At 37.3% G+C, this 25,594-nt stretch carries 20 protein-coding genes and 1 pseudogene; 14 read left to right on the top strand and 7 right to left on the bottom strand.

Annotated features, from left to right (window positions below; all coding sequences use genetic code 11):
* Window positions 1–227 precede the first annotated feature (227 nt).
* The 3 genes from ACFIK0_RS04300 (at window position 228) to guaB (ending at window position 5,238) form a co-directional block, all read left to right on the top strand.
* A complete protein-coding gene (locus ACFIK0_RS04300) occupies window positions 228–1,613 on the top strand; it encodes a sigma-54-dependent transcriptional regulator (protein WP_375631094.1) in 1,386 nt (461 codons plus the stop codon).
* 403 nt (window positions 1,614–2,016) lie between these two features.
* Window positions 2,017–3,588, top strand: coding sequence for a phospholipase D family protein (locus tag ACFIK0_RS04295; protein ID WP_375663561.1), 1,572 nt, complete (start codon window positions 2,017–2,019; stop codon window positions 3,586–3,588).
* 150 nt (window positions 3,589–3,738) lie between these two features.
* Window positions 3,739–5,238 (top strand): IMP dehydrogenase, encoded by a 1,500-nt coding sequence (gene guaB / locus ACFIK0_RS04290; protein WP_273790618.1) that lies wholly within the window; start codon window positions 3,739–3,741, stop codon window positions 5,236–5,238.
* Window positions 5,239–5,417: 179 nt separating this feature from the next.
* Here guaB and ACFIK0_RS04285 read toward each other — a convergent pair whose 3' ends face one another.
* Window positions 5,418–5,564, bottom strand: coding sequence for a hypothetical protein (locus tag ACFIK0_RS04285; RefSeq protein ID WP_375631092.1), 147 nt, complete (start codon window positions 5,562–5,564; stop codon window positions 5,418–5,420).
* A gap of 455 nt (window positions 5,565–6,019) precedes the next feature.
* Between ACFIK0_RS04285 and ACFIK0_RS04280 the strand changes: the two genes are divergently transcribed.
* The 7 genes from ACFIK0_RS04280 (at window position 6,020) to ACFIK0_RS04250 (ending at window position 14,777) form a co-directional block, all read left to right on the top strand.
* Window positions 6,020–7,306: an RsmB/NOP family class I SAM-dependent RNA methyltransferase gene (locus ACFIK0_RS04280; RefSeq protein ID WP_273790617.1), complete on the top strand. Its 1,287-nt coding sequence runs from the start codon at window positions 6,020–6,022 to the stop codon at window positions 7,304–7,306.
* 132 nt (window positions 7,307–7,438) lie between these two features.
* A complete protein-coding gene (guaA, locus tag ACFIK0_RS04275; protein ID WP_375663296.1) occupies window positions 7,439–8,995 on the top strand; it encodes a glutamine-hydrolyzing GMP synthase in 1,557 nt (518 codons plus the stop codon).
* 76 nt (window positions 8,996–9,071) lie between these two features.
* Window positions 9,072–9,794 carry a glycerophosphodiester phosphodiesterase family protein gene (locus ACFIK0_RS04270; protein ID WP_273790616.1) on the top strand — a complete coding sequence of 241 codons (723 nt, stop codon included), beginning with the start codon at window positions 9,072–9,074 and terminating at the stop codon, window positions 9,792–9,794.
* Between the two features lie 757 nt (window positions 9,795–10,551).
* Window positions 10,552–11,886, top strand: coding sequence for a sn-glycerol-3-phosphate ABC transporter substrate-binding protein UgpB (ugpB, locus tag ACFIK0_RS04265; protein ID WP_375663560.1), 1,335 nt, complete (start codon window positions 10,552–10,554; stop codon window positions 11,884–11,886).
* A 95-nt stretch (window positions 11,887–11,981) separates the two neighbouring features.
* Window positions 11,982–12,866: a sn-glycerol-3-phosphate ABC transporter permease UgpA gene (ugpA, locus tag ACFIK0_RS04260; protein WP_375663559.1), complete on the top strand. Its 885-nt coding sequence runs from the start codon at window positions 11,982–11,984 to the stop codon at window positions 12,864–12,866.
* Between the two features lie 10 nt (window positions 12,867–12,876).
* Entirely contained in the window at window positions 12,877–13,728 is an 852-nt protein-coding gene (gene ugpE / locus ACFIK0_RS04255) for a sn-glycerol-3-phosphate ABC transporter permease UgpE (protein ID WP_375637593.1), read from the top strand.
* A 2-nt stretch (window positions 13,729–13,730) separates the two neighbouring features.
* The gene (locus ACFIK0_RS04250; RefSeq protein WP_375637594.1) at window positions 13,731–14,777 is read left to right on the top strand and encodes a sn-glycerol-3-phosphate import ATP-binding protein UgpC; all 1,047 of its coding nucleotides are present in this window, start codon (window positions 13,731–13,733) and stop codon (window positions 14,775–14,777) included.
* A gap of 28 nt (window positions 14,778–14,805) precedes the next feature.
* Here ACFIK0_RS04250 and ACFIK0_RS04245 read toward each other — a convergent pair.
* The 4 genes and pseudogenes from ACFIK0_RS04245 to ACFIK0_RS04230 form a co-directional block, all read right to left on the bottom strand.
* Window positions 14,806–15,006, bottom strand: a pseudogene (locus ACFIK0_RS04245) (DNA-binding protein).
* Between the two features lie 1,643 nt (window positions 15,007–16,649).
* Window positions 16,650–17,567 carry a metal ABC transporter solute-binding protein, Zn/Mn family gene (locus ACFIK0_RS04240; RefSeq protein ID WP_375663558.1) on the bottom strand — a complete coding sequence of 306 codons (918 nt, stop codon included), beginning with the start codon at window positions 17,565–17,567 and terminating at the stop codon, window positions 16,650–16,652.
* A gap of 10 nt (window positions 17,568–17,577) precedes the next feature.
* Window positions 17,578–18,447, bottom strand: coding sequence for a metal ABC transporter permease (locus ACFIK0_RS04235; protein ID WP_375631086.1), 870 nt, complete (start codon window positions 18,445–18,447; stop codon window positions 17,578–17,580).
* Between the two features lie 3 nt (window positions 18,448–18,450).
* On the bottom strand, window positions 18,451–19,203 hold the full coding sequence (locus tag ACFIK0_RS04230; RefSeq protein ID WP_375663557.1) for an ABC transporter ATP-binding protein: 753 nt from the start codon (window positions 19,201–19,203) through the stop codon (window positions 18,451–18,453).
* Window positions 19,204–19,885: 682 nt separating this feature from the next.
* Between ACFIK0_RS04230 and nrdH the strand changes: the two genes are divergently transcribed.
* The 4 genes from nrdH to nrdF are packed head-to-tail and all read left to right on the top strand — an operon-like array spanning window position 19,886 to window position 23,626.
* A complete protein-coding gene (nrdH, locus tag ACFIK0_RS04225) occupies window positions 19,886–20,110 on the top strand; it encodes a glutaredoxin-like protein NrdH (protein WP_005774163.1) in 225 nt (74 codons plus the stop codon).
* On the top strand, window positions 20,110–20,508 hold the full coding sequence (gene nrdI / locus ACFIK0_RS04220; protein WP_273790607.1) for a class Ib ribonucleoside-diphosphate reductase assembly flavoprotein NrdI: 399 nt from the start codon (window positions 20,110–20,112) through the stop codon (window positions 20,506–20,508). Before nrdH ends, nrdI begins: the two co-directional genes overlap by 1 nt.
* On the top strand, window positions 20,490–22,640 hold the full coding sequence (gene nrdE, locus ACFIK0_RS04215) for a class 1b ribonucleoside-diphosphate reductase subunit alpha (protein ID WP_273790606.1): 2,151 nt from the start codon (window positions 20,490–20,492) through the stop codon (window positions 22,638–22,640). Before nrdI ends, nrdE begins: the two co-directional genes overlap by 19 nt.
* Window positions 22,641–22,651: 11 nt before the next feature.
* Window positions 22,652–23,626 carry a class 1b ribonucleoside-diphosphate reductase subunit beta gene (gene nrdF, locus ACFIK0_RS04210; protein ID WP_273722534.1) on the top strand — a complete coding sequence of 325 codons (975 nt, stop codon included), beginning with the start codon at window positions 22,652–22,654 and terminating at the stop codon, window positions 23,624–23,626.
* On the opposite strand, the gene prmC is transcribed toward nrdF, so the two are convergent.
* Window positions 23,623–24,489, bottom strand: coding sequence for a peptide chain release factor N(5)-glutamine methyltransferase (gene prmC, locus ACFIK0_RS04205; protein WP_375663556.1), 867 nt, complete (start codon window positions 24,487–24,489; stop codon window positions 23,623–23,625). The genes nrdF and prmC overlap by 4 nt on opposite strands.
* Complete coding sequence (prfA, locus tag ACFIK0_RS04200; protein WP_375631085.1) at window positions 24,486–25,562, bottom strand: peptide chain release factor 1; 1,077 nt, start codon at window positions 25,560–25,562, stop codon at window positions 24,486–24,488. Before prfA ends, prmC begins: the two co-directional genes overlap by 4 nt.
* Between the last annotated feature and the right edge of the window lie 32 nt (window positions 25,563–25,594).

Here is a 25,594-nt window from a genome sequence, read left to right as displayed (position 1 = left end):
TCTCTCGAGTTTCTATAACATTATTAAATTACCCCATGAGTCAATATGAAAAATTTAATGAAAATCAATGAAAAAGCAAAAAAATGGAAAAAAATGCCTTAATGTTGTATTTAATTGATAGCTTGATGAAGTTTGTAAGTGAAACACAAGAGGTGAAATATTTCTTATGGTTTACAACAATTTTGATATTAAGCTGCTGAGTAGTCTCAAAGGAGATTATTGACATTATGGTTGGTCCCATTCTTGTTGCGAGTGAAGATTATGGAAGACGTATAGAACTTTCTGCTATGCTGAGAGGTTTTGGTTATCGTGTCATTGAAGCAGAAAATGGTCTCCGTACGATTGATCTTTTACACAGGCGTAAAAACATTGTGCTTGCACTCCTTGATGTCGTTATGAGTGATTTGAGTGTGAGCGATTTGATTAAAATGATTAGAGTTGCTGGTGTTTCTGTTCCTATTGTCGTTATAGCACAACAAGAGAATCAGCATTTACTCCAGAAAGCTTTAACAGCTGGAGCTATTGATTATTGGATCCATCCAGTAACATTATTACGCGTAAGAGTTACTTTGGATATTCTTGCTCTTATTTCTGCCTTGGAGCATGAGGTTCGAGATATTCGGCGAAAAAAAGAGAATCATTTACGGTTTTCTGATCTTTGCGTAAAAAGTAGAGCTATGCAGATAGTGTTAGAACAATCGAGACAAGCAGCAACTTCTTTACAGAATCTTTTGATAGAGGGGGAAGCTGGAACAGGACGTGAGACATTAGCTCGGATTATTCATCATGAGGGATTATTTTCGGAGGGTGTTTTTGTTCGCTTTCAATGTTCAGCCATCGTTGATCCAGAAGAAGAAAATCAGCAGTGGTTTAAAGAATTCCTACCATTGGTTTCTTCTCTTGAAAAAGGGACACTTTGCCTTTGTGATATTGATCGACTTGAGCCCATACAGCAAAAACGGTTTGCTCATTACCTTAAAGAGAGGGAAAGGGATACAAAAGGAGGATTTTTCCCTTTTCGGATCATTGCTATTTCAACATCGCGTTTAAAGGACTTGGTTAATGAGAACTTTTTTTTGCATAGTTTGTTTGAACAATTTTCTCACTTGTCTATTAGCGTCCCTGCTTTACGAGAATTAAGGGATGATTTTCCAGAGATTACACAACGTTTGATTGATCGCATTATCACAGAAACAGGGCGATCACATGTCCATGGTTTAGCAGGCTCTGCTCTTTCCTTGCTTATGCAGTATGATTGGCCTGGCAATAGAAATGAGCTTGAAACCTTTTTATTTCGTGCGATTTTACTCAGTGAAGGACCGTTATTAACTGTTCGAGATTTTCCGCAATTAATGGGAAATTCATTAATGAATGTTCCCAATATCATTGAGGGTAATATACAAGAAGATAATGAACAAGAATCGATAAAATTTTTGAATACTGATGGGCATGTGCGTACTTTTGCAGAGATGGAACATGATATTATAGAGAAAGCGATTAAACATTATAAAGGACATATGAGTGAGATTGCACGCCGCCTTCATATTGGTCGCTCTACACTTTATAGAAAAATGGAAGAATTGAGAGCAATAAGAAATCAAGAACGAAAGTAAAATTCATAACAAATTTCTCTTCATGACAAGCATGAGTTTCACAAAAATAGAGTGGATTTTGATAAAGTTCGTGGGGGAAGCTTAAGAAAACAATTATTTATTGTAAAATTTATCTATAGAGGATGATTTTGTAGATTTAAATCAAATATAAATTTTATGTGATTATTTTAATCGTTTGTTTCAATTTATACAATTTTAGTTAAGTTTACATTTATTAAAACAGAGAAGCATTTTTAAAAACTTTTAAATACTACCGCTAAAATTTTTGTATCATCAATATTAAATTTATACTCTCTTAAGCAAGAAGTGGCATTTTATCTGCTATACGATTAAGATAAAGTGATTAGTGTTATCGTTTGCATTACTGATGATGTGATAGTTTAAAATAGAAAGTTTATCCTCTTTGACTCTTTTACAGATTGTTATTGGTTTTGTCCTCTTTTTTTTTATTGCATCTATGTTGGCAATCTACACCTATGGGCGTTTTGTGAAAAATGCTAGGGGGCAGTGTTCTTATGCGTTACCTATTCAGAAAGATGAAACTAAGCTTGATCGTATCATCAGTCAATTAGCTGAGGAAGAAAATGGATTGGGGATTGATAAAGATGCCCTTTCCCTCATTATCAGCAATTTGGATGCGTTTTGTGTTCGTGCAATAGGATCTGCAGAGGCTGGGCGTAGCCTTGATCTGATGTATTATATTTGGGACGATGATTTAACGGGGCGCCTATTATTAAGTGAAATAGTTGAGGCAGCAGATCGGGGTGTTCGGGTACGGCTTCTTTTGGATGATATTAATGCTCAGGCACGTGATCCAGCTTATATTGCGCTAGATAAACATCCTCATATTGAGGTGAGAATGTTTAATCCAGGGCGATCTCGTAAAGGTGGTTTACGCCGTGGTTTAGAAATTATATTACGGGCAATTACCGTAACACGTAGAATGCATAATAAAGCTTTTATTGTTGATGGCAGGGTCGCTTTTGTAGGAGGACGTAATCTTGCAGATTCTTATTTTGATGCTGGTAAAGAATCCCATTTTCGAGATTTAGATTTGATGTTAATCGGTCCCTCTGTTAAAAAGGTAGAAAGTATCTTTGATGATTTTTGGAATAGTGCTGTTGTTTTGCCAATTCATACTTTGGTTGTTCCTAAAAGCGCAAGTGATCTTAGCTATTGGAAAGATAAATTACGAAAGTTTCGTGATTCCAAGGTTGCAAAAGTTTATTTAGATTATGTCAAAGAGCACATTAACTTTAATTGTTTTATCCAAACAGGAAAGCGGTTATTTTTAGCAGACAAAGTTGTTGTTCTTTCTGACCCTCCAGAAAAAGCATTGCGTAAAAAAGCAAGCAATTGGCTTATGAAGGCACTTTCAAAGGTTATTGGAAATGCCCAAAAAACGGTTCAGATTACGTCACCTTATTTTGTTCCTGGTAAGGTTGGCACGCAGAATTTTAGTAATTTGGTTTCAAAGGGTGTTGATGTCAAAATTCTGACAAATTCTTTAGCAGCTACTGATGTAGCATTAGTGCATGGTGGTTATGTACCGTATCGTAAGGCATTGTTGAAAAGTGGTGTTAATCTTTATGAATTAAAAGCGGAAGGCAATACTCATGGGTTACGATTGTTTCGATCGAGTAAGGCAAGTTTACATGCCAAAGCTTTTTTAATTGATCGTAAAACAGCTTTTATTGGATCTTTAAATTTTGATCCAAGATCAGCATCATTAAATACAGAAATGGGCATTCTTTTTGAATGTGCTCCCATTACAGCAAGATTAGATTTGTTGTTTTCTGAAGAAACCACAGGGGAAATGAGCTATCATCTGCGTCTTGGTGATAATAATCGTATTTATTGGGATTTTATTGAAAATGAAAAAAAATATAGCATTGACTATGATCCAGAAAGCAATTTTTGGCGTCGCGCATTTGCAAAAATAATAAGTTGGTTACCTATTGAATCACAATTGTAAATTTTTATAAACCACACTTAAAAAAATATTTTATTTTTCTTTTCATTTTGTTTGTAGCATGGCATAATTTTTTGCCAATCTACCATGTATGAGAACCGCAGTTGTATTTTAAAGCTCCTTGCGGTGTTTTATTATAAAAGGAATTTTGCTATGGCAAAGATTGTTGAAACGGGGACAGGTGCATTGGCACTGACTTTTGATGATGTACTTTTACAACCCGGTCATTCTCTTGTTATGCCTAGTCAAGTGGATCTCAGTACGCGCATTGCAGCGGATATTAAGCTCAATTTGCCATTGCTTTCTGCGGCAATGGATACGGTAACAGAATCGCGTTTGGCTATTGCGATGGCTCAAGCTGGTGGTCTTGGGGTTATTCATCGTAATATGTCTCCTGCAGAGCAGGCAGAAGAGGTCCGCCAAGTAAAAAAGTTTGAATCTGGTATGGTTGTTAATCCAGTCACCATTGGACCAGATGCAACACTTGAAGAAGCAAAATCTTTGATGCGCTCTCATGGTATTTCCGGTATTCCGGTTGTTGAAAATGGTGCTAAAGGTGAAACTGCTGGACGGCTTGTTGGCATTTTGACAAATAGGGATGTGCGTTTTGCATCGGATCCCAAACAAAAAATTTATGAATTAATGACGCATGAAAATTTAATCACAGTGCGTGAAAATGTTCAACTCAATGAAGCAAAGTATCTTTTACACCATCATCGTATTGAAAAATTATTAGTTGTGGATGAACAGAATCGTTGTGTCGGACTGATAACAGTTAAGGATATTGAAAAAGCAAAATTAAATCCAAACGCTGCCAAAGATTCGCAAGGTCGCTTGCGTGTTGCAGCTGCAAGTAGTGTAGGGGACGATGGGTTTGAGCGGGCTGAACGATTAATTGATGCAGGTGTTGATATTCTAGTGATTGATACTGCACATGGACATTCTCAGCGTGTATTAGACACAGTTGAGCGTATTAAAAAAATGACGTTTTCTCCAGCCATTATTGCTGGTAATGTTGCAACTCCGCAAGCAACACAGGCTTTGATTGACAGTGGTGCGGATGCTATAAAAGTTGGTATTGGTCCTGGTTCTATTTGCACAACGCGAATTGTTGCAGGTGTTGGTGTTCCTCAGCTTGCAGCCATTATGAGTGCGGCAGAAATTGCTGATAAGGTCGGTATTCCCGTTATTGCTGATGGGGGGATAAAAGCTTCGGGTGATTTTGCTAAAGCCTTAGCAGGTGGGGCTTGTGCTGCTATGATTGGCTCTCTTTTAGCGGGTACAGAAGAAAGCCCTGGTGAAGTTTATCTATATCAAGGACGATCCTTTAAAGCTTATCGCGGCATGGGATCTGTTGGTGCTATGGCACGAGGATCGGCAGATCGCTATTTTCAAGATGATGTTCGTGATGAACTTAAGTTGGTTCCTGAGGGTGTAGAGGGGCAGGTGGCTTATAAAGGTCCTATAGCATCAGTTCTACATCAGCTTGCTGGTGGACTTCGTGCTTCGATGGGGTATGTTGGAGCAAAAGATCTTGTAGAGTTTCGTGAAAAAGCAACGTTTGTACGTATTACGAATGCGGGACTCCATGAAAGTCATACGCATGATGTTTCTATCACACGAGAGAGTCCAAATTATCGTGGGCCAGTTTAAAGATACAAGATCCTAATGTCATATTGCATAAATATAAAATCTTCCGAGAATAAGAAAGAGAGACTGCGCTTTTTTCTGTTTGTAATTTGGTGTAATAATCCCAAAAAGGAAAGAATTAGAGGTCAAAACTCTAATTCTTTCTGTTAAGACTATATGAAATAAGTTATATAAAATTAGAATTAACTTTTTGTTGTCTTCCGTCCAGTCTTTGACGCACGTTGGCGAGTGTTTGTCTGATCACTTTGGATGGATTTCTTTCCGTTGTTTGAGGGCATTGTATTATGACGGCTTTTAGACGAAGTTGTTTTTCCATTATTATAAGTCATTATTTTCTCCTTTTAAATTGTCTGGCAGTTGCCATTAGAGTAAAAACGGTCATGCCAAATAGTGGTTCCAAGCATTTTCTAAAAAGTTAATTTTTTGTTGAACGTAAGATGAAATTGTTTAATTTTATGAGAAGACTTTTTCTATTTTTTCAGCAGGATAGCCGTACAAAGATGGGAGATATTTGATTTTTTCGTAATGCATGGCGGAAATAAGTTCTTTATGGATGGCTACGTATCTTTTAGCATAAGAGGTAGAAGGATAAAAAGCGAATGGGCAGAAGATGAAAGGAAAAATCTAGATACTCTAAATTTGATTTTATAAAAAAGTATGATCAGATCATTTTAATATTGAGTGTAAATTTTTTATGGCTTTGAGAAGGTTCCATTGGCAAGAAGACGATAATATTATTTTTTTAGATGATTTAAAATTTTATTATTTTAATTGGGAGAAATGAATGCGATTAGGTGGGCGTTTGCAAGCAGCAATAGATGTTCTCAAAGAGATAGAAATGAAGCATCGCCCAGTAGGAGCAGCTTTAAAGGATTGGGGGCTTTCTCATCGCTTTGCTGGAGCAGGTGATCGCGCAGCTATTGGTACAATCGTTTATGATGTTTTAAGACGACGTTATTCTTTACAATGGCGTATGGAGAGTGATGATATCCGAGATATCGTTTTTGGTGCCTTATTAGATTATGGAAAAATGACGCTGGAGCAAATTGACGGTGAGTTGGCAGAAGATCGGTTTGCACCACAGTTATTAGGGGCTAAGCAGCGTAAATCGTGGCAAGGTCAGCAATTAGTGGATGCTCCAGACTATATTCGTGGTGATATTCCACAATGGTGTCAAGCGCATCTGCGTCCTTTATTTGGTGATAATTGGATCACTGAAGCGGCTGCGTTAGCAACGCGTCCTTCTTTAGATCTACGGGTAAATAACCTAAAGGCAACACCAGAAAAGGTGCTGAAAGAATTAGCAAAAACCAAACTTAAATCTTTTCCATGGTTTGGGCAAGCTTTAAGAATTGCACCGATTGAAAAGTTTAATCGTCATCCCAATGTTCAAGTGGAACAAGCTTTTCAAAAAGGACACTTTGAAATACAGGATTTAGGATCTCAAATTGTTGCTCACCTTGTGGACGCGCAAGAGAGCATGCAGGTATTAGATTATTGTGCAGGTGCTGGGGGCAAAACATTAGCTTTAGCTTCCGATATGAACAATCGTGGACAAATTTATGCTTATGATTCCGATAAAGCGCGCTTAGCTCCTATTTTTGATCGTCTTCGACGCGCTGGTGTTCGTAATGTACAAACACGAGCACAAAAAGAAGAATTGAAGCCATTAATAGGCCAGATGGATAGAGTTCTACTAGATGCACCATGTAGTGGGACAGGAATATGGCGTCGTCGTCCAGATGCGAAATGGCGTTTAACATTAGAACAGGTGAAACAACGCCAAACAGAACAGAGGGCTATTTTGAATGAAGCGATAGCTTATCTTAAGCCAAATGGGCGCCTAATCTATATTACCTGTTCTCTTTTTACAGATGAAAATGAGGAACAAATTTCCCATTTCCTTCAACAACATTCTCATTTTTCTCCAATAGATATGCCAGCGCTTTGGCAGAAACATTTTAGTTTTTCTCCTGTGCAACCAGTTTTTTCAAATTATGGACTTACTTTGTCGCCAGCCACAACACAAACAGATGGGTTCTTTTTATCTGTGTTGCAAAAAAAACATTGATCCATATTTTTGCACTTTTTATCATAAACTTTACGAGAATAATCTTTTTCTTAAGAAAACAGGCTTGTGAAAAGAGAAAGATTAAATCATAACTCTCATGAGTTTTCTTTTACAATTGTTGATTGGTTTTCTATGAGCATATCACATCCAGACACTGTTCTTATTATTGACTTTGGTTCACAAGTTACACAACTTATTGCACGACGGGTACGAGCAATGGGGGTATATTGTGAAATTGCTCCTTTTCAATTGGCTTTAGAAGTTGTGCGCCGCATAAATCCTAAAGCTATTATTTTATCAGGGAGTCCTTATTCCGTTATTGATGAGGGCTCTCCGCGTGCTCCAATGGAAATTTTTGAGGCGGGTATTCCGATTCTGGGTATTTGCTATGGTGAACAAGTCATGTGTGTTCAGCTTGGAGGAAAGGTTGAAGTTGGGCATGAGCGTGAATTTGGGCGTGCTTTTTTGGAAGTGCAAGAAGAGAGTGCCCTTTTTGATGGAGTGTGGAAAAAAGGTTCTCGTTATCAAGTATGGATGAGCCATGGTGACCGTGTGGCAGCTTTACCAGAAGGTTTTCGTGTCATAGGAACCTCAAAAGGAGCTCCCTATGCGGCTATTGCGGATGAAAAAAGACATTTTTATGCGGTACAGTTTCATCCTGAAGTTATCCATACACCGGATGGTACAAAACTTTTGCAAAATTTTGTTCATAAGATCTCTGCTATTACAGGCAATTGGTCAATGGCTTCTTATCGTGAGCAGGCAATTGCTACGATACGACAAAAAGTTGGGAAAAGTCGTGTGATTTGTGGTCTTTCAGGGGGAGTGGATTCATCTGTTGTAGCGGTACTCCTTCATGAAGCTATAGGAGATCAACTGACATGTATTTTGGTAGACCATGGGCTGATGCGCAAGAATGAAGCTGAAGAAGTTCTCACGCTCTTTCGTGATCATTATAATATAGAGCTTATTCACGTTAATGCTGCTGATGTGTTTCTTAATGCTTTAAAAGGTGAGACAGATCCAGAAAAAAAACGCAAAACAATTGGTCGCCTTTTTATTGAAGTTTTTGAAGAAGAAACGAAAAAAATAGGAGGTGCAGAGTTTTTAGCACAAGGAACACTTTATCCAGATGTTATTGAGAGTGTGTCTGCTATTGGTGAAACGGTAACCATTAAAAGCCATCATAATGTGGGTGGGCTACCAGAACAGATGAAGATGAAACTTGTAGAACCGTTACGTGAGCTCTTTAAGGATGAGGTTCGCTCGCTAGGACGAGAGTTAGGGCTACCGGAGCAGTTTATTGGTCGCCATCCTTTTCCAGGTCCCGGCCTTGCAATTCGGTGTCCAGGTGCTGTAACACGTGAAAAATTAGAAATTTTACGCGAAGCAGATGCTATTTATCTTGAGGAAATCCGTAAGGCCGGTCTTTATGATGAAATTTGGCAAGCTTTTGCTGTTCTTCTTCCAGTTCAAACTGTTGGTGTTATGGGGGATGATCGCACTTATGAATTTGTTTGTGCTCTTCGCGCTGTCACATCTGTAGATGGAATGACCGCTGATTTTTATCCCTATGATATGGCATTTTTAAGTAAGACAGCAGCACGTATTATTAACGAAGTTAGAGGGATTAATCGTGTTGTATATGATGTAACCTCAAAGCCTCCTGGTACTATTGAATGGGAATAATTGAAATGAAGAATAAGCCTTTATCTGACAATCTGTACGTCAATATCGTTTAAAATTGAGAAGTGTGGGATTTTGCATGTCTGAGAAAAAAATTGTTGCACACCGTGGAGGAGCTCATCTTTATCCTGAAAATACCCTTTCAGCATTTAATAATGCTATAGCGTTAGGTGTTGATGAAGTTGAATGCGACGTTCATTTGCTGAAAAGCGGTGAAGTGGTTGTCTTTCACGATTTCCGTTTAGACCAATTGGTTGGGAAAAAGGGGTATATTCACGACATTGATAATGAAACACGCAAACAACTCTGCGTGAAAGGAAGCCAAGAAGCACCTCCCTTATTAGAAGAAGTGCTTGATCTTTTAGCACCAACGAATGTTGCATTGCATCTTGAAATCAAAACATGTGGTGAAGTGGAGCGTGAAACAATATTATCCCAAAAAGCGCTTGCACTAATAAAAAGCCGAAATTTATTAGAACGGGTTTCTGCAATTAGTTTTGATCCTTTTATCCTTCGTCCTTTTATTGAAGCAGGAATACCATCTGGTCCATGTGTTGATAATTTTGAAGGTGATATGTACCGTCATTTTTCTGAATGGAAGCAATTAGGTTATTCTGATCTAAGTTTAGATGGCTCCATTGTTTCACAGAACTTTATTGAATCAGCTCTTGAGGCTGGTTTTACTGTAGGGGTATGGACAATTAATGGAAAAGCTCGGTTATCACATTGGCTTGATATGCCTGTACATTACATTACGACAGATCAACCTGATCTCGCATTGCAATTGCGTGCACAAAGGTAAAAAACACATCAACACAAAAGGAACTATATATTTTCATAAAGCTAGCGTAATAAAAGAATAAAAATTATCTAATATATAACAATAATACATTGATTTATAATGATAATTAATGGTTTATTCATGTGAATAATAGACCTTAATACATAAGATTTTCTTATTTCAAATCTTTTTACAATGAATCAATCAAAATCATTCCTTTGCACATTACAAGCAGGGTTGGTGTGTGGATAAAAAATGATTGAGAAAAGAATAAAAATATTCATTTAACGTATTTTAAATGCAAGATTTGTTGAAGCATTAGGGTCTCACATGATGATGTCGTTTTGCACTTTTATGAAGTGTAAAAGTGATGGTATACAAAAAGTCTTATATACTTTAGTGGAGAGGCTTTATGGCTTATATTATAGGAGCTATCACGAAATGTAGATGTATTGAAAGATTTTTTAACAGCATGGAAATTGGTCATACATTGTCATTTTGTTTTGCGTGAGGGGCGTGATCTTGTTACAGGGAAAGAGACTATTAAGCGCTCAAAATGATTTTTAATTTTAAGAAAAGTTTTATTTGTCTCTTCGTTAATACATAAGAATGCTTATAAAAGAAAATGAATAAATTTAAACAAATTCATTTGACCTTTTGGTGGTTCCTGTTTAAATGAGAGAATATGTTTCTGAAATAAAACTGTCATAGCATGTTCATGTGTAATACTATAAATTTAGGGGTAGTTTGTATTCCATCACTTCAGAAAGGGTGAACCATGAGTCGTTTTTATCTTTCCATAGCGGCCACGGTTGCTATCATAATGTCCACAGCGGGAATAACAGCAAGTTTTGCGCAGACAAAAATCAGCTTTTGGCATTCTATGAGTGGTGAATTAGGAAAGCAAACTGAAAGTCTCATTAACGATTTTAATGCAAGTCAATCTGAGTATAAAGTTGTTTCTTCATATCGCGGTGAATATGAAGAGGGGTTGATTTCACTTATTGCAGCATTTCGTGGAAAGAAACAGCCAGTACTTGCCCAAATTTATGACGTTGGTACTGGAACTATGATGGCTGCAAAAGGCGCAATCTACCCATTTTATCAACTTATGGCTGATACAAAACAAGAATTTGATCCTACAGATTATTTCCCTGCTATTAGTGGTTATTACTCCGATGAACAGGGGCGTATGGTTTCTATGCCATTCAATATTTCAACACCCATCCTTTATTATAACAAAGATATCTTTAAAAAAGCAGGGCTTGATCCAGAACAGCCTCCTAAAACGTGGCAAGATATAGAAAACTTTTCCAAAAAAATTCTTGAGACTAAAGCAGCAACTTGTGGTTTTACAATGGCTTATGCCGCTCAATGGATTGGTATAGAAAATTTTTCAGCGTTGCATAATGTTCCGTTTGGAACAAAGGAAAATGGCTTTAAAGGACTTGATTCAGAACTTACATTTAATGGACCTTTACAAGTGCGTATGTGGACTGACCTGAAAAAGTGGTCTGATCAAGGTATTTTCCGCTATGGTGGTCCAGCAGGTGCATTAGATTCAACACCAATGTTTATGGCACAAAATTGTGCAATTTTTATGCAATCTTCAGGATCACATGCTGGAATTGTTTCTGAAGCTCAGTTTAATGTGGGGGTTGGTATGCTACCGTACTATAAGGATACAGAAGGAGCACCACAAAATTCAGTTATTGGGGGAGCTTCTATTTGGGCGTTTAAGGGCCATACCCCAAAGGAATATGCAGGGGCAGCCGCTTTTCTTAAATTTCTTTCGAAAACAGAAAATCAAGCAAAATGGCATCAGGAGACAGGTTATCTTCCAACCACAAAAGCAACTTATGAATTGAGTAAAAAACAACATTTCTATGAAAAAACGCCAGGTGCGGATATAGCTATCAAACAGATTAATCTTAATCCACCAACAGTTAACTCAAAAGGGATAAGATTTGGTAATTTACCACAAATCCGTGCCATTCTTGATCAAGAGTTGGAAGCTGTTCTTAGTGGTTCAAAAACGCCGAAAGATGGTTTAGATGAGACCGTTGAACGTGGAAATAAACTCTTGCGTGAATTTGAAAGATCTAATCATTAATTTCGTTTTATTGTTAAACATTAAAGACTCAACAAAAACAGTTGAGTCCTTTTTGTTTACCTTTTTAAAGTCTCTACATTTAAAGAGCCCTACGAATGCAAGAAAAACATGCATATTTTAAAAATAATCTACTTTCTTATGGACTGCTTTTTCCTCAGCTTTTTGTGACTTTTTTGTTTTTCTTTTGGCCTGCTGCTCAAGCAATAAAATCATCTTTTGAGCGTGAAGACCCTTTTGGCTTTACAACAACCTTTATTGGTTTTGAGAATTATCTAACCGTTCTTTCTGATCCTACTTATCGGCAATCGCTTCTTACAACCACAGTATTTTCCATCTCAGTTACTGTCGCTTCAATGACAATATCACTTCTCTTAGCTGTCTGTGTTGATCGTGTCATCCGTGCAAAAAAGGCTTATACAATGCTTTTGCTTTGGCCCTATGCTGTTGCTCCAGTATTGGCAGGTATATTATGGCTGTTTATCTTTCATCCCACCATCGGAATTATGCCTTTTCTTCTCGAGAAAATAGGAGTGCTATGGAATTATCGTATTAATGGCACTCAAGCAATGATTCTTATTGTCATTGCGGCTAGTTGGAAACAAATTTCTTACAATTTTCTCTTTTTTCTTACAGGTCTTCAGTCTGTTCCGCGTTCTCAAATAGAAGCAGCCGCCATTGATGGTGCTGGTCCCTTTAAACGATTTTGGACAGTGGTCTTCCCGCAAATTTCACCAACGACGTTTTTCCTTCTTATTGTCAATGTCAATTATGTTATGTTTGATACTTTTGGTATTATTGATAATACAACTTCTGGAGGTCCTGCGCGTGCAACGAGCATCCTCGTCTATAAAGTATATGACGATGGCTTTAGAAATCAAATAATCGGTGCATCAGCAGCACAATCAACAATATTGATGTTGATGGTTATTGTCTTAACGTTTATCCAGTTTCGCTGGATTGAGCGCCGTGTACAATATTAGGAAACAAATTATGGTTGAAAATCGCCCTGTTTTGAAATTTCTAACCCATATTACTCTCATTGTTGGTATTATCATTATTTGCTTTCCAGTTTATGTTGCTATCATTGCATCAACTCATAGTTCAGCAGCATTTAACTCAGGAACACTTCCTCTTTTGCCTGGGAAATACGCTCTGGAAAATTATAAAACAATCTTTGGTGATGGCCTTGCACGGCTAGGTTTGCCCAACCTCTGGCCACTCTTAATGAATTCATTCATTATGGCTCTTGGGATTAGTATTGGAAAAATTATTATTTCACTTTTGTCTGCTTATGCAATTATTTACATGCGCTTTCCCTTCCGAAAAACTGCTTTTGTTCTTATTTTTGTTACATTGATGCTCCCTGTCGAAGTTCGTATTCTTCCAACCTATGAGATTGTTGCAAAATTGGGGATGGTTAACACCTATAGTGGAATGATTATTCCACTTATTGCATCTGCAACCGCTACATTTTTATTTCGCCAGTTTTTTTTGACTGTTCCAGATGAACTCTTAGAGGCGGCACGTGTTGATGGTGCAGGTCCAGTTAAATTTTTTAAGGATATCCTTCTTCCTCTTAGTAAAAGCAATATCGCTGCTTTATTTATCATTATGTTCATTTATGGATGGATACAATATCTCTGGCCTCTTATCATCACAACGGATCAAAATCATCAAACGATCCTTATTATTTTAAAACAGCTTATTGTCGAATCACTTCAACATGATCCTCAATGGAATATACTCATGGCAGTATCGGTTGTTGCCATGGTTCCCCCTGTTCTTGTTGTTATCTTCATGCAGCGGCTTTTTATCAAAGGCCTTATTGAAACGGAGAAGTAATTGTGGCCATAATCCAGTTATCAAATATAAAAAAACAGTATGACAACGGCATTCTGGTCATTGATGATTTAAACTTAACTGTTGCCGATAAAGAACTTCTTGTTCTTGTCGGTCCTTCAGGGTGCGGAAAATCGACCTTATTACGTATTATAGCAGGACTTGAACAAGTTACCTCAGGTGAATTATGCATTGATAACGAATGTATCAATGATCGTGAACCAGCTGATCGTGATATCGCTATGGTTTTTCAAAATTATGCCCTTTATCCCCATATGACAGTTCGTGGAAATTTAGAATATGGTCTTAAAAATCGTAAAACCCCTAAAGAAGAAATTAAAAAACGTATCGCACATGCTGCAAAGCTTTTGGAGATAGAACCATTTCTTGATCGTAAACCACGACAATTATCAGGAGGACAACGTCAGCGTGTTGCAATGGGGCGTGTGATTGTACGTCAACCCCGTGTTTTTCTCTTTGATGAACCTCTTTCAAATCTTGATGCAAAATTACGGGCGCAAATGTGTATTGAAATAAAAACACTACAGCGTTCATTAGGAACAACGAGCCTCTATGTTACCCATGATCAACTAGAAGCTATGACATTAGCTGATAGAATAGTCGTTTTGAATAAAGGAGCTATCGAGCAAATTGGAACACCAATGGAAATTTACGATACTCCAGCAACAACATTTGTTGCTGATTTTATTGGTTCTCCTCCTATGAATTTTCTTGATCGCCATGTCTTAGAACAACATTTAGGGCATTCATTTACTTATGGCGAAGAAACTGATCTTTTAGCATTCAGACCTGAAATAATCTTATTGGGCGAACATCCAGATAAAGGACCAGTCTTTCACACAAAAATTGAGCTTATCAAGCCTATTGGAACAGGTTGCCATGTTTTAACGCGTTGGAATGGTATCATCTTTACGATTGAAATAAAAGAACGCTTGACACACGACTATGGTCAAAAACTAAGTTTCACAGTTGCTCATCAGAATTTTCATACTTTTAATAAAAACACAGGAAAGCGCACAAATAATAAGTAAGCATTAATTGATGTGACACGACTCTCTTTTATGCTGCGTCATGATAATGTTGCTTTTTGACTTTCTCGATTACATTTACAAAATCAGGTTGTAACCGGCGGGATTAAAAACAAAATTTTAATAGTTTTGGTAATGATCCATTGTCCCATGGCGCTGAGAATGTCAAAACATTTATATGAAAAAATTTTGCGGTTTCACGGTCTGTAAGAAGAATATTATTTTCAAACATCATTTTCATTATAAAAAACAACATATTATCATATGTTTCTTGATGTAATAATTTATGTATCTTATAAAAAGTAAATGAGAGAAATAGAGAGAAAAAATGCGTCACAGATAAGGGAGGATGCACCCCATATCTTAGCTTTGATCCCTAACATAAGAAGTCTATTTGATCCACAAAATACGACGCTGTTCTAAATAGTCTGTACGAGAATAGGCGCATTCTATTTTACCGCTGACCATATGATCTAAAATGGTTTCAGAGCTCCTATAAGAAGCATTTGTTTTTTCTACCAATCACATAAATTAGAGAGAAACCTATGCGCGCATGCTACAAGTTTATTTTTTCTCATGTAAATCACTATGCAATTCTCAGCGAGGGTATCTGATAAGTTGCAAAAAAATCACTGAGATATAGAAGGCGTGCTTGTTTTAGAATTTTCATGACTGTTAACGATAAAAGCAGATGAAACACATCTGTAACATCTCATCGATCTTTCTATAGTCTTGAGTTAAAAATTGCCTATAGATCATCCTAAAACAGATCTTTATGAATATAACATAAGGGATTGGTGCGAACACCTATAAGAATCAGCAGAGACAAAGACAGTTATATTATTGTTTTGCAAAACATTTTATAAAATCTGGTATATTTTTTCAATATATTGCCAGTCTATTAATGGTTTTATGATATTACTTTCTTATAAAGCGCGTGCTTTTTTGTTGCTTATAAATCAACCTAAACTTTATACAGCAGTATGTTTGAGACAAATATGAAGACGGTTCGGTGCTGTATTCAGTTTTTGTATGTCAGAGTGGAATAAGCTTGTCTTCTTATGTAATTTCTAAAATGAGGAGACAGCTTAATTTAGGGAGAATATGAAAGCATCAAGATAAAAAATAGTTTCTATCCTTAGCCTCATCTTTTAATTTAGTATTGCGATTTTCAAAAAAAAATCTGAGCCAATGTCTCTTACATAATGGAGATTACGCATTGCTGAGCACATTTTTTTATTACGTTCTTTGAATAGAGTTGCACCTCTCATACAAAACAGAATACCTAAACAGAAGGCTATTGGGTTGCCAATTCACGCACTTGTTTTAAAAAATATCTTGCAAGGTTGTTCCAACTATTTTTTCACGCAGTCTTTTATGAGTGGTATAACATAAAATCCACAGTGTATCGCCATCTTTATGCTTATAAAAGTGCAAGCTGGGGACATCATCATACTCTCTTTCAGTCTCCAACATTGCAACAATTATTGTGTTGAGACTCTTTAGAAGAGGCATTTTTTCTTCAAGTGGTTTTTATTCATACGCTAATCCCACTTGCATGTTATAAATGGAGTTGGATAGATAAAAATATTTTAAGAAAGAAACACCAAATGCTTCTTATGAATCGTTTCAAGTGTCGAGAGTTATTGTAAAAGAATCATTGAAAAGTAGAGTGCTACTGCTAATGATTTGGGCACCATGAGGTAATAAATCCACTTACTTTATCTATCTTAGAATCTATTGAATATAAATTTCTCTGTAAAAGTCACTTTATTTCATATCAATGTTATCAATTATAGATGTTGGGCATCATTAGTAATATAATCATAGACTTATGATTTTATGAACTCTTTTTTATCTCTTTTGTAGAAGATCTTAATGTTTTGTGATGGCATCAATGATGGTATTCACATTATGTTCCATCATATCGAGATAAGTTGCTGCTGGACCATTTTTGTTTGACAATGCATCAGAATAAAGTGTTCCACCAATTGTTAAGCCTGTTTCTTTTGCAATCTGTTTTATGAGACGGGGATTAGAGATATTTTCAACGAATAGTGCAGCTGCTTTATTCGCTTTAATTTGTTTGATAAGTTTAGCAACATCGGCTGCGGATGCTTCAGCTTCTGTTGAAGCACTTTGAGGGGCAAGGATAGTAAAACCATATTCCTTGGCAAAATAGCCAAAGGCGTCATGAGATGTGATAATGATACGTTTATCTTTAGGAATGGTAGCAATTTTTGTTTTCAGGGTATCTTGTGCTATTTTAAGTTTTTGGATGTAGGTTTCGGCATTTTTTTTGTAGCTGGTGCAGGATTGTGGATCGAGTTTACAAAAAGCAGCAGCGATATTCTTCACATAGATTTTGACATTGGGAATGGTTTGCCAAGCGTGTGGATCAATAACGCTGTGGTGGTGATGGGCATTATGTTCTTGATTTTTCATTTTGAGGGAGGGAATGTTAGCGCTAACTTCGACAAGAAGTGCTTTTGTACCACTTGCTGTAATGAGGCGATCAATAAATCCTTCTAAATGAAGCCCGTTGATGAAAATAATTTGAGCATTTCTAAGAGCTTGAGCATCATGGGGGGTAGGTTCATAAGTGTGGGTATTCGCATTGGGACCTACAAAAGTGGTCATAGAGATATGGTTGTCTCCTACATTTTTGACGAGATCTGCGAGAATAGAAAAGCTCGCAACAACTTTGATTTTATTGTGTGCAGAAGCAGAAAATGGAGAAAGGGCAAGCAATAAAGCTCCAAGAAGAGCAAATTTTTGAGCAAACTTAGGCACATTTTTTTCCTTAAAGTGAGGAGGTATAAAAGAGGTGGGGAAACCATGTTACAATAAAGCCACGTGGACTTATCAAACAGGAAACAAGATAAATAAATCCTGCGGCAATGATGATAGCAGGGCCGGAGGGAAGTGAAAGATGAAAAGAAAGCAGAAGACCACATACGCTAGAAATGATTCCAAAAAGAGTGGAAAGCGCGCAAATAGGGCCTAGCCGTGAAAACCAAAAACGGGCTGTAATGGCTGGAATCATCATAATGCCAACGGAGAGTAATGTTCCTAGTGATTGAAAGCCTCCAACCAGATTCAACACCACAAGTCCAAGCAATGAAATATGAATATATTTACTCAATGGAGAGAGTGATTTAAAAAAGAGGGGGTCAAAGCTTTCTAAAACGAGTGCACGCCAAAAAATACAAAGGCTGCATAGTGTAATCAGCATTATAGTAGCGATTAACCAAAGGGCTTGTGCATCAAGTGCAAGAACCGATCCGAATAAGAGATGAAGCAGCTCAATTGTTGAGTCTTTCAGTGAGATAATAATGACACCTGCCGCGAGTGCAATAAGATAAAAGACGGTCATGGATGCATCTTCTTTCTGAAAGCTGTTTCGTGAAATCAAAATGGTTGCTAAAGCAACAATAAGACCAGCGAAGATGCCACCAAGAGTCATAGATATGAGGGAAAAACCACAAATCAGAAAAGCAGTTGCAACACCAGGAAGAATGGCATGAGAGATAGCATCTCCTGTCAAGCTCATTCCACGGAGCATCAAAAACACACCAACAGGACAAGCGCTAATAGACAGGAAAATAGAACCGATAAGGGCGTTTTGCATAAATTGGAAATCAACAAAGGGGGCAAGAAAAAATGCATACACGTCTTATAACCTAAGAAAGAGAGGATCATTGATGGGAAGATTTTGTTTTTGTGCGCTAACAGGGAAAGAATTGGATGAGAGAGGTGGCATAACGTGATGAATGGTGTTGTTTAAAAACTGTGTTGTTTCTCCATAAAAGGCGTTTTGTTGATCAATTTGAATCATTTGGGGGAAAAATTCTTGCACGATGAGAGGGTTATGGAGTGCGGTGAGAATTGTGCGTCCTTGCTGTTGCCAGTATGTGATCAGTGCAAGAAGGTCTTTTTGGGTACTATGATCTACACCATTGAAAGGTTCATCAAGCAAAATAATATTGGCATCTTGGACAATGATACGTGCAAAAAGAGCACGTTGTAATTGCCCGCCTGATAATGTTTCAAGTGAACGGGGTGCGAGTTCTGTAAGCCCAACCATTTTAAGCGCATTTTTAATCTTAGAATCATAAGGGCGTTGATTTTTCCATAATCCACAAAAAGACCACAGTCCTGTTTTTACAAGCGTTTTCACATCAATTGGAAATGTTTGATCTATATCACATTGCTGAGCAAGATAAGCAATGCGACTTTTTTTTTGTTTTATAATTTTTCCCTTAAGAGGTTTAATCAATCCGGCGATGGCTTTTAGCAGTGTCGATTTTCCAGCGCCATTATCACCTGTTATTGCGACCAATGAACCAGCTTTTAACTTTGCTGAAAAGTTCTTTATTGCTATTCTATTCCTATAGCCTAATGTTGTCTTATTGAAGAGCAGATCCATATTTTTTACCATCGTTGCTTATTATTTTGGAAACTATGTAATAATATAACGTTTGTCAACAAAATGTTATATTATTACATAGTTTTGAGTACTGAAAATTTTAGTGGGAAGATCGTGGAAAATTAAAAATAATAATTGAATTCACCTTGACGAACGAGAGAGAGTATATACTATATATAGTATCAAAATGATTGGTGATTCTAAATAAGCACAAGAGAGGGTGTTAGTGTGTTTCGTTTGGTATCTAAGTTATTTCCATTATTGTAAAGAGTTTATTGACCAAGGGTATAGCAGTATTTTTGCTGAAGGATCTCTTTTGGAAGGATTCCCTTTCATTTTTGTAATTGATTTTTGCCGTAAAAGAGTAAAACAGAGCTCTTGGAAAACGGTAGTTTAGAACGTTAGTTTTTTAGACAGCAGGAGGGAATTGTAATGCAAGCAAAAGATTGTTTTATAACTAGGGGACTTTGCCATTTAAGTTGTAGAATAATCTCTTATTCTCATCATAGTCTTTGAAGTTATTTGATGAGGAATTCTGTTATATTCAGGAAGCTGTGTACTATTTGAAAAATAACCACATGCTTTGCGTACAATTTCTATTTTTTGTTATTCTTGAGTACCTATAAAATTATTAGATTGACCTTTGAGGGTTGATTGTTTGGAATTGTGAAAGTTGAAGAAAATGTCGATCACTATTTATAGTAAACCATCTTGTGTCCAATGTGATGCTACACGCCGCGCTTTTGATGCAAAAGGCATTCATTATCGTGTTGTTGATATTTCCTGTGATGAACAAGCATACAGTTTTGTTCAATCTCTGGGGTATCGTCAGGTTCCTGTCGTTGTTTGTGGTGAAAATCATTGGTCTGGTTTTAGACCAGATATGATTAGTGGTCTTTGTGCTTAATGGGGCTTATTGTTTATTATTCGAGTGCAACGGGTAATACACAGCATTTTGTCTCGCAGCTTGGTCAACGACTCTTCAAAATTGATAAAAGAAAGCCTTCTGCATTGGTTGGTGAACCTTATGTACTGGTTGTTCCTACATATGCAGATGGTGAAGGAAGAGGGGCAGTGCCGAAAGCCGTTGTCCAGTTTCTTAATGAAGCTGAGAACCGAAAATTAATTTGTGGTGTTATTGGCGGTGGGAATCGTAATTTTGGTCGCTATTATAATTTAGCAAGTAAAATTATTGCTGAAAAATGTTGTGTACCTTGCCTTTATCGTTTTGAGCTGCGTGGAACTGATGAAGACGTTATTTATGTAAAAAAGGGATTGGAAATATTTTGGAAACAATTGGTATAGGACAATCGCAGAAATCGGATCAGATTACTGATTATCATGCGCTGAATGCAATGCTTAATCTTTATGATGAAAATGGTCATATTCAATTTGATATGGATCGGCTTGCCGCACGGCAATATTTTCTTCAGCATGTTAATCAAAATACAGTTTTTTTTCATAACCTGAAGGAAAAAATAGATTACTTAATAGAAGAAGGTTATTATGAAAAAGCTTTATTTGAGCTTTATGATTTTTCTTTTATTAAAAAACTTTTTAAACGTGCTTATGCATTTAAGTTTCGTTTTCCTACCTTTTTAGGCGCATTTAAGTATTATACCAGCTATACACTGAAGACTTTTGACGGGAAACGTTATCTTGAACGTTATGAAGATCGCGTCTGTCTTGTAGCTTTATATTTGGCACAAGGGAATAAAGCTCTTGCTGAAAATTTTGTGGATGAAATTATTACAGGACGTTTTCAACCGGCAACACCGACATTTTTAAATGCTGGAAAAAAACAACGAGGTGAATTGGTTTCGTGTTTTTTGCTACGTGTTGAAGATAATATGGAATCGATAGGTCGTGCGGTTAATTCGGCTTTGCAGCTTTCAAAACGTGGTGGAGGTGTGGCGCTTTGTTTAACGAATTTGCGGGAAGCAGGGGCACCAATTAAGCAAATAGAAAATCAGTCCTCAGGTGTTTTACCGGTGATGAAACTCTTGGAAGATTCTTTTTCTTATGCCAATCAGCTTGGGGCACGACAGGGGGCTGGAGCTGTTTATTTGCATGCTCATCATTTAGATATTATGAAATTTTTGGATACAAAGCGTGAAAATGCTGATGAAAAAGTTAGAATTAAAACGCTTTCGCTTGGTGTCGTTATTCCTGATATTACTTTTGAGCTTGCACGGAATAATGAGGATATGTATCTCTTCTCATCGTATGATATCGAGCGTGTGACAGGTAAGCCTTTTAGCGATATTTCTTTAACGGAGCATTATCGTTCTTTTGTTGATAATGCAAAGATTCGTAAAAAGAAAATAAGTGCACGCGTTTTTTTCCAGACATTAGCGGAAATTCAATTTGAGTCCGGTTATCCCTATATTTTATTTGAGGATACTGCTAATCGATCGAATCCGATAGCTGGGCGCATAAGTATGAGCAATTTATGTTCAGAAATTTTGCAAGTGAGTGAGGCGAGTGAACTGGAGACAGATTTAACTTATCGCACGATTGGAAGTGATATATCCTGTAATCTTGGATCCATGAATATTGCCAAAGCAATGGAAAGTCCTGATTTTGGACAGACCGTGGAATCTGCTGTTCGTGCTCTTACTGCTGTTTCGGATATGAGCAATATTGCCTGTGTGCCTTCCATTGCGAAAGGCAATGCTGAAAGTCATGCGATTGGTTTGGGACAAATGAATTTGCATGGGTTTCTAGCGCGTGAGCAGATCTATTATGGGTCTCCAGAAGCGATTGATTTTACCAATATCTATTTTTATATTGTGACATATCATGCCATACGGGCTTCCAATTTAATTGCGCACGAACGTCAAGAAATGTTTGCAGGGTTTGAAAAATCAGCTTATGCAGATGGAAGTTTTTTCGAAAAATATATTGAAAAAGAATGGAAACCGCAATTTGCGCTTGTGCAAGAGCTTTTTGCACGGAATAATATTGTTATCCCAGATCAAAAGGATTGGCAGGAACTCAAAAAATTAGTTATTGAGTATGGGCTTTATAACCGCAATTTGCAGGCAGTTCCACCTACGGGATCTATTTCCTATATTAATCATGCCACTTCTTCTATTCATCCAATTGCTTCAAAAATTGAAATTCGCAAAGAGGGAAAAATTGGGCGCGTTTATTATCCCGCTCCTTATATGGATAATACGAATTTGAATTTTTACCAAGATGCTTATGAGATTGGCCCTGAAAAAATTATAGATACCTATGCTGCTGCAACACAGCATGTTGATCAAGGTCTTTCATTAACATTATTTTTTCCTGATACAGCGACCACACGTGATATTAACCGCGCACAAATTTATGCTTGGAAAAAGGGTATCAAGAGTATTTACTATGTACGGTTACGGCAAGTAGCATTAAGTGGAACGGAAGTTGATGGCTGTGTTTCTTGCAGTTTATAGGAGATCATCATATGACAAAGATTACAACCAAAAATCCTGTTGTGTGCGCTGTTAATTGGAATAGATTACATGATGAGAAGGATCTTGAAGTATGGAATCGCTTAACTGGGAATTTTTGGTTACCTGAGAAGGTTCCACTTTCCAATGACATTCCCTCATGGTCAAGCTTAACGGATGAAGAACGTAAATTGACAATTCGTGTTTTTACAGGACTAACGCTTTTAGATACAATTCAAAACACTGTAGGAGCCATTTCGCTTCTGGCTGATGCGATAACAGAGCATGAGGAGGCAGTTTTGACGAATATTGCCTTCATGGAAGCGGTTCATGCACGTTCTTATTCCTCTATTTTTTCAACCCTTTGTTCGACGGTAGAAGTTGATGACGCGTTTAGATGGTCAGAAGAAAATATTCATTTGCAGAAAAAGGCTAGATTAGTACTTGAGCGTTATGAAGCAAATGATCCACTTAAGAAAAAAATTGCTTCGACTTTGCTGGAAAGCTTTTTATTTTATTCTGGTTTTTATTTGCCCATGTATTGGGCCAGTCGCGCTAAGTTGACCAATACAGCAGACCTCATTCGACTAATCATTCGTGATGAAGCAGTCCATGGTTATTATATAGGTTATAAATTCCAATTGGGCTTTGCAAAGCTTGATGAAGCCAAAAGACAAGAAATTAAAGATTTTGCTTTTAACCTGCTCTTTGATCTTTATAACATTGAGTGCAAATATACTGAAGATCTTTATGATGCGCTTGGATTGACAGAAGATGTTAAAATTTTTCTTCATTATAATGCAAACAAGGCTTTAATGAATTTAGGTTTTGAAGCTCTTTTCCCCCCTGAGGTTTGTCGTGTTAATCCCGCTATTTTGGCAGCTTTATCACCAAACTCTGACGAAAATCACGACTTTTTTTCAGGGGCAGGTTCTTCTTATGTCATCGGCAAGGCGGTTGCTACCACGGATGATGATTGGGAATTTTAATGTTTGCATGCAAATAGAAGTGCGCGGGGTATTCCACTTAGATCTTTGCGCACTTCTAAACATTGAAAACCATTTTTTTCGAACAAATTGCAGACTTCATTTTCTTGAGAGAAACCAATTTCAACAGCGATATAGCCGTTTTCTTTTAAGTAGTTGGCTGCTTCATGGGCGAGTTTTCGATAAAAATCAAGTCCATCTTCTCCTCCTATCAGAGCGCGCAATGGGTCATGTAAGCGCACTTCTTTTGCAAGTTTTTTGATATCTTTTACGGGAATATAAGGTGGATTGGAAACAATAAAATCAAAGCGATCTGCGACAGAATCAAACCAGTCGCTAAGAAGAGGTGTGAAGCGGTGTGCTACTTCAGCATTTTTTGCATTTTTTTTTGCTGTTCTAAGGGCATCTTCAGAAATATCGACTGCCACCGCATAGGATTGGGGAATTTGTTTAAGGAGTGCAATAGCAATGGCGCCACTTCCTGTTCCCATATCAAGGAATGTTGTTTTTCTCGAATTTTCGACCTGTTTTTGGAGAAAAGGGAGAACAAGATCTATCAGCGTTTCTGTATCAGGGCGAGGTTCTAACGTCTCTTGAGACAATGTAAAAGATATACCATAAAATTCTCGTGCTCCTATAATACGGTAAACGGGTTCGCCTGCAATACGCCGTTGTAAAGCTTGTTCTATTTGTATAATATGCTCAGAAGATAGATGCATATCTGGTTTAGAAATTCTTTCAGCAGCATTTATTCCTGTTATCCATTCAACGAGTATTTTCGCATCGAGATCGGCTTCAGCAATTCCTTTCGTGCGCAATTTTTCTTGCATTTGTTGGATGACATTCTTGAAAGAATATTTGCTCAATTATTATCCATTTCCATCAGCAGTGTTGTTTGATGATCTGAGATGAGTGCATGAAGAAGCTCATCAAGATCTCCCTCTAGAATGCGATCAAGCTTATACAAGGTTAGATTAATACGGTGATCCGTGACACGTCCTTGTGGAAAATTATAGGTACGAATACGTTCTGAGCGATCACCAGAACCAACTTGGCTTTTACGAGAAGCTGAACGTTCACTTTCCGCTTTTTGTCGTTCGATATCGAATAAGCGTGCCCGTAAAATTTGAAGGGCTCTTGCTCGGTTTTGATGTTGTGATTTTTCTGCTTGTACGACCATAATTCCTGTTGGAATATGCGTGATACGAACAGCTGAATCCGTTGTATTAACATGCTGTCCTCCTGCTCCGGATGCACGCATTGTGTCGATACGAATATCTTCAGGACGAATATCAATATCAATATCTTCAGCTTCTGGAAGCACAGCAACGGTAGCAGCAGATGTATGGATACGTCCACCTGTTTCTGTTTCAGGGATGCGTTGCACACGATGAACCCCTGATTCATATTTCAATTTAGAAAAGACACCTTTTCCTGAAATGGTAGCAATAATCTCTTTATATCCGCCAACTTCCCCCTCACTAAGTGAAATAACTTCTACTTTCCAATGGTGAGCATGGGCATAACGTTCATACATGCGGAAAAGATCACCGGAAAAAAGTGCTGCTTCTGATCCACCCGTTCCTGCACGAATTTCAACAATAGCGTTTTTTTCATCAGCAACATCTTTAGGCAAAAGCAGTATCTGGAGTTCTTTTTCAAATTGCTCTACTTTTTTATATAACGATGGTAGCTCTTCTTGGGCAAGATTACGCATCTCTATATCTGTTTGTTTATCGTTGATAATCGTTTCTAATTCTGTAATCTCTTCGTAAAGAGCATTTAATGCGCGTATAGAGGCAATAACGGGTTGTAGTTCTGCATATTCAGAAGCTAATTTAACATATGTTTCAGCATTTGGATTCGTCGTCATTTGGCTTTCAATTATTTCAAAGCGCTTTTCAAGCTGTCTCATACGATCTTGTGGCAAGGAAACCATGATAATATTGGCCTAATTTTTTATAATACAAT

This window comes from Bartonella sp. CL63NXGY (assembly GCF_042194905.1).
Taxonomy (GTDB): Bacteria; Pseudomonadota; Alphaproteobacteria; order Rhizobiales; family Rhizobiaceae; genus Bartonella.
The sequence above is the reverse complement of the archived record's forward strand: the minus strand, read 5'-3'. Positions and strand labels throughout refer to the sequence as shown.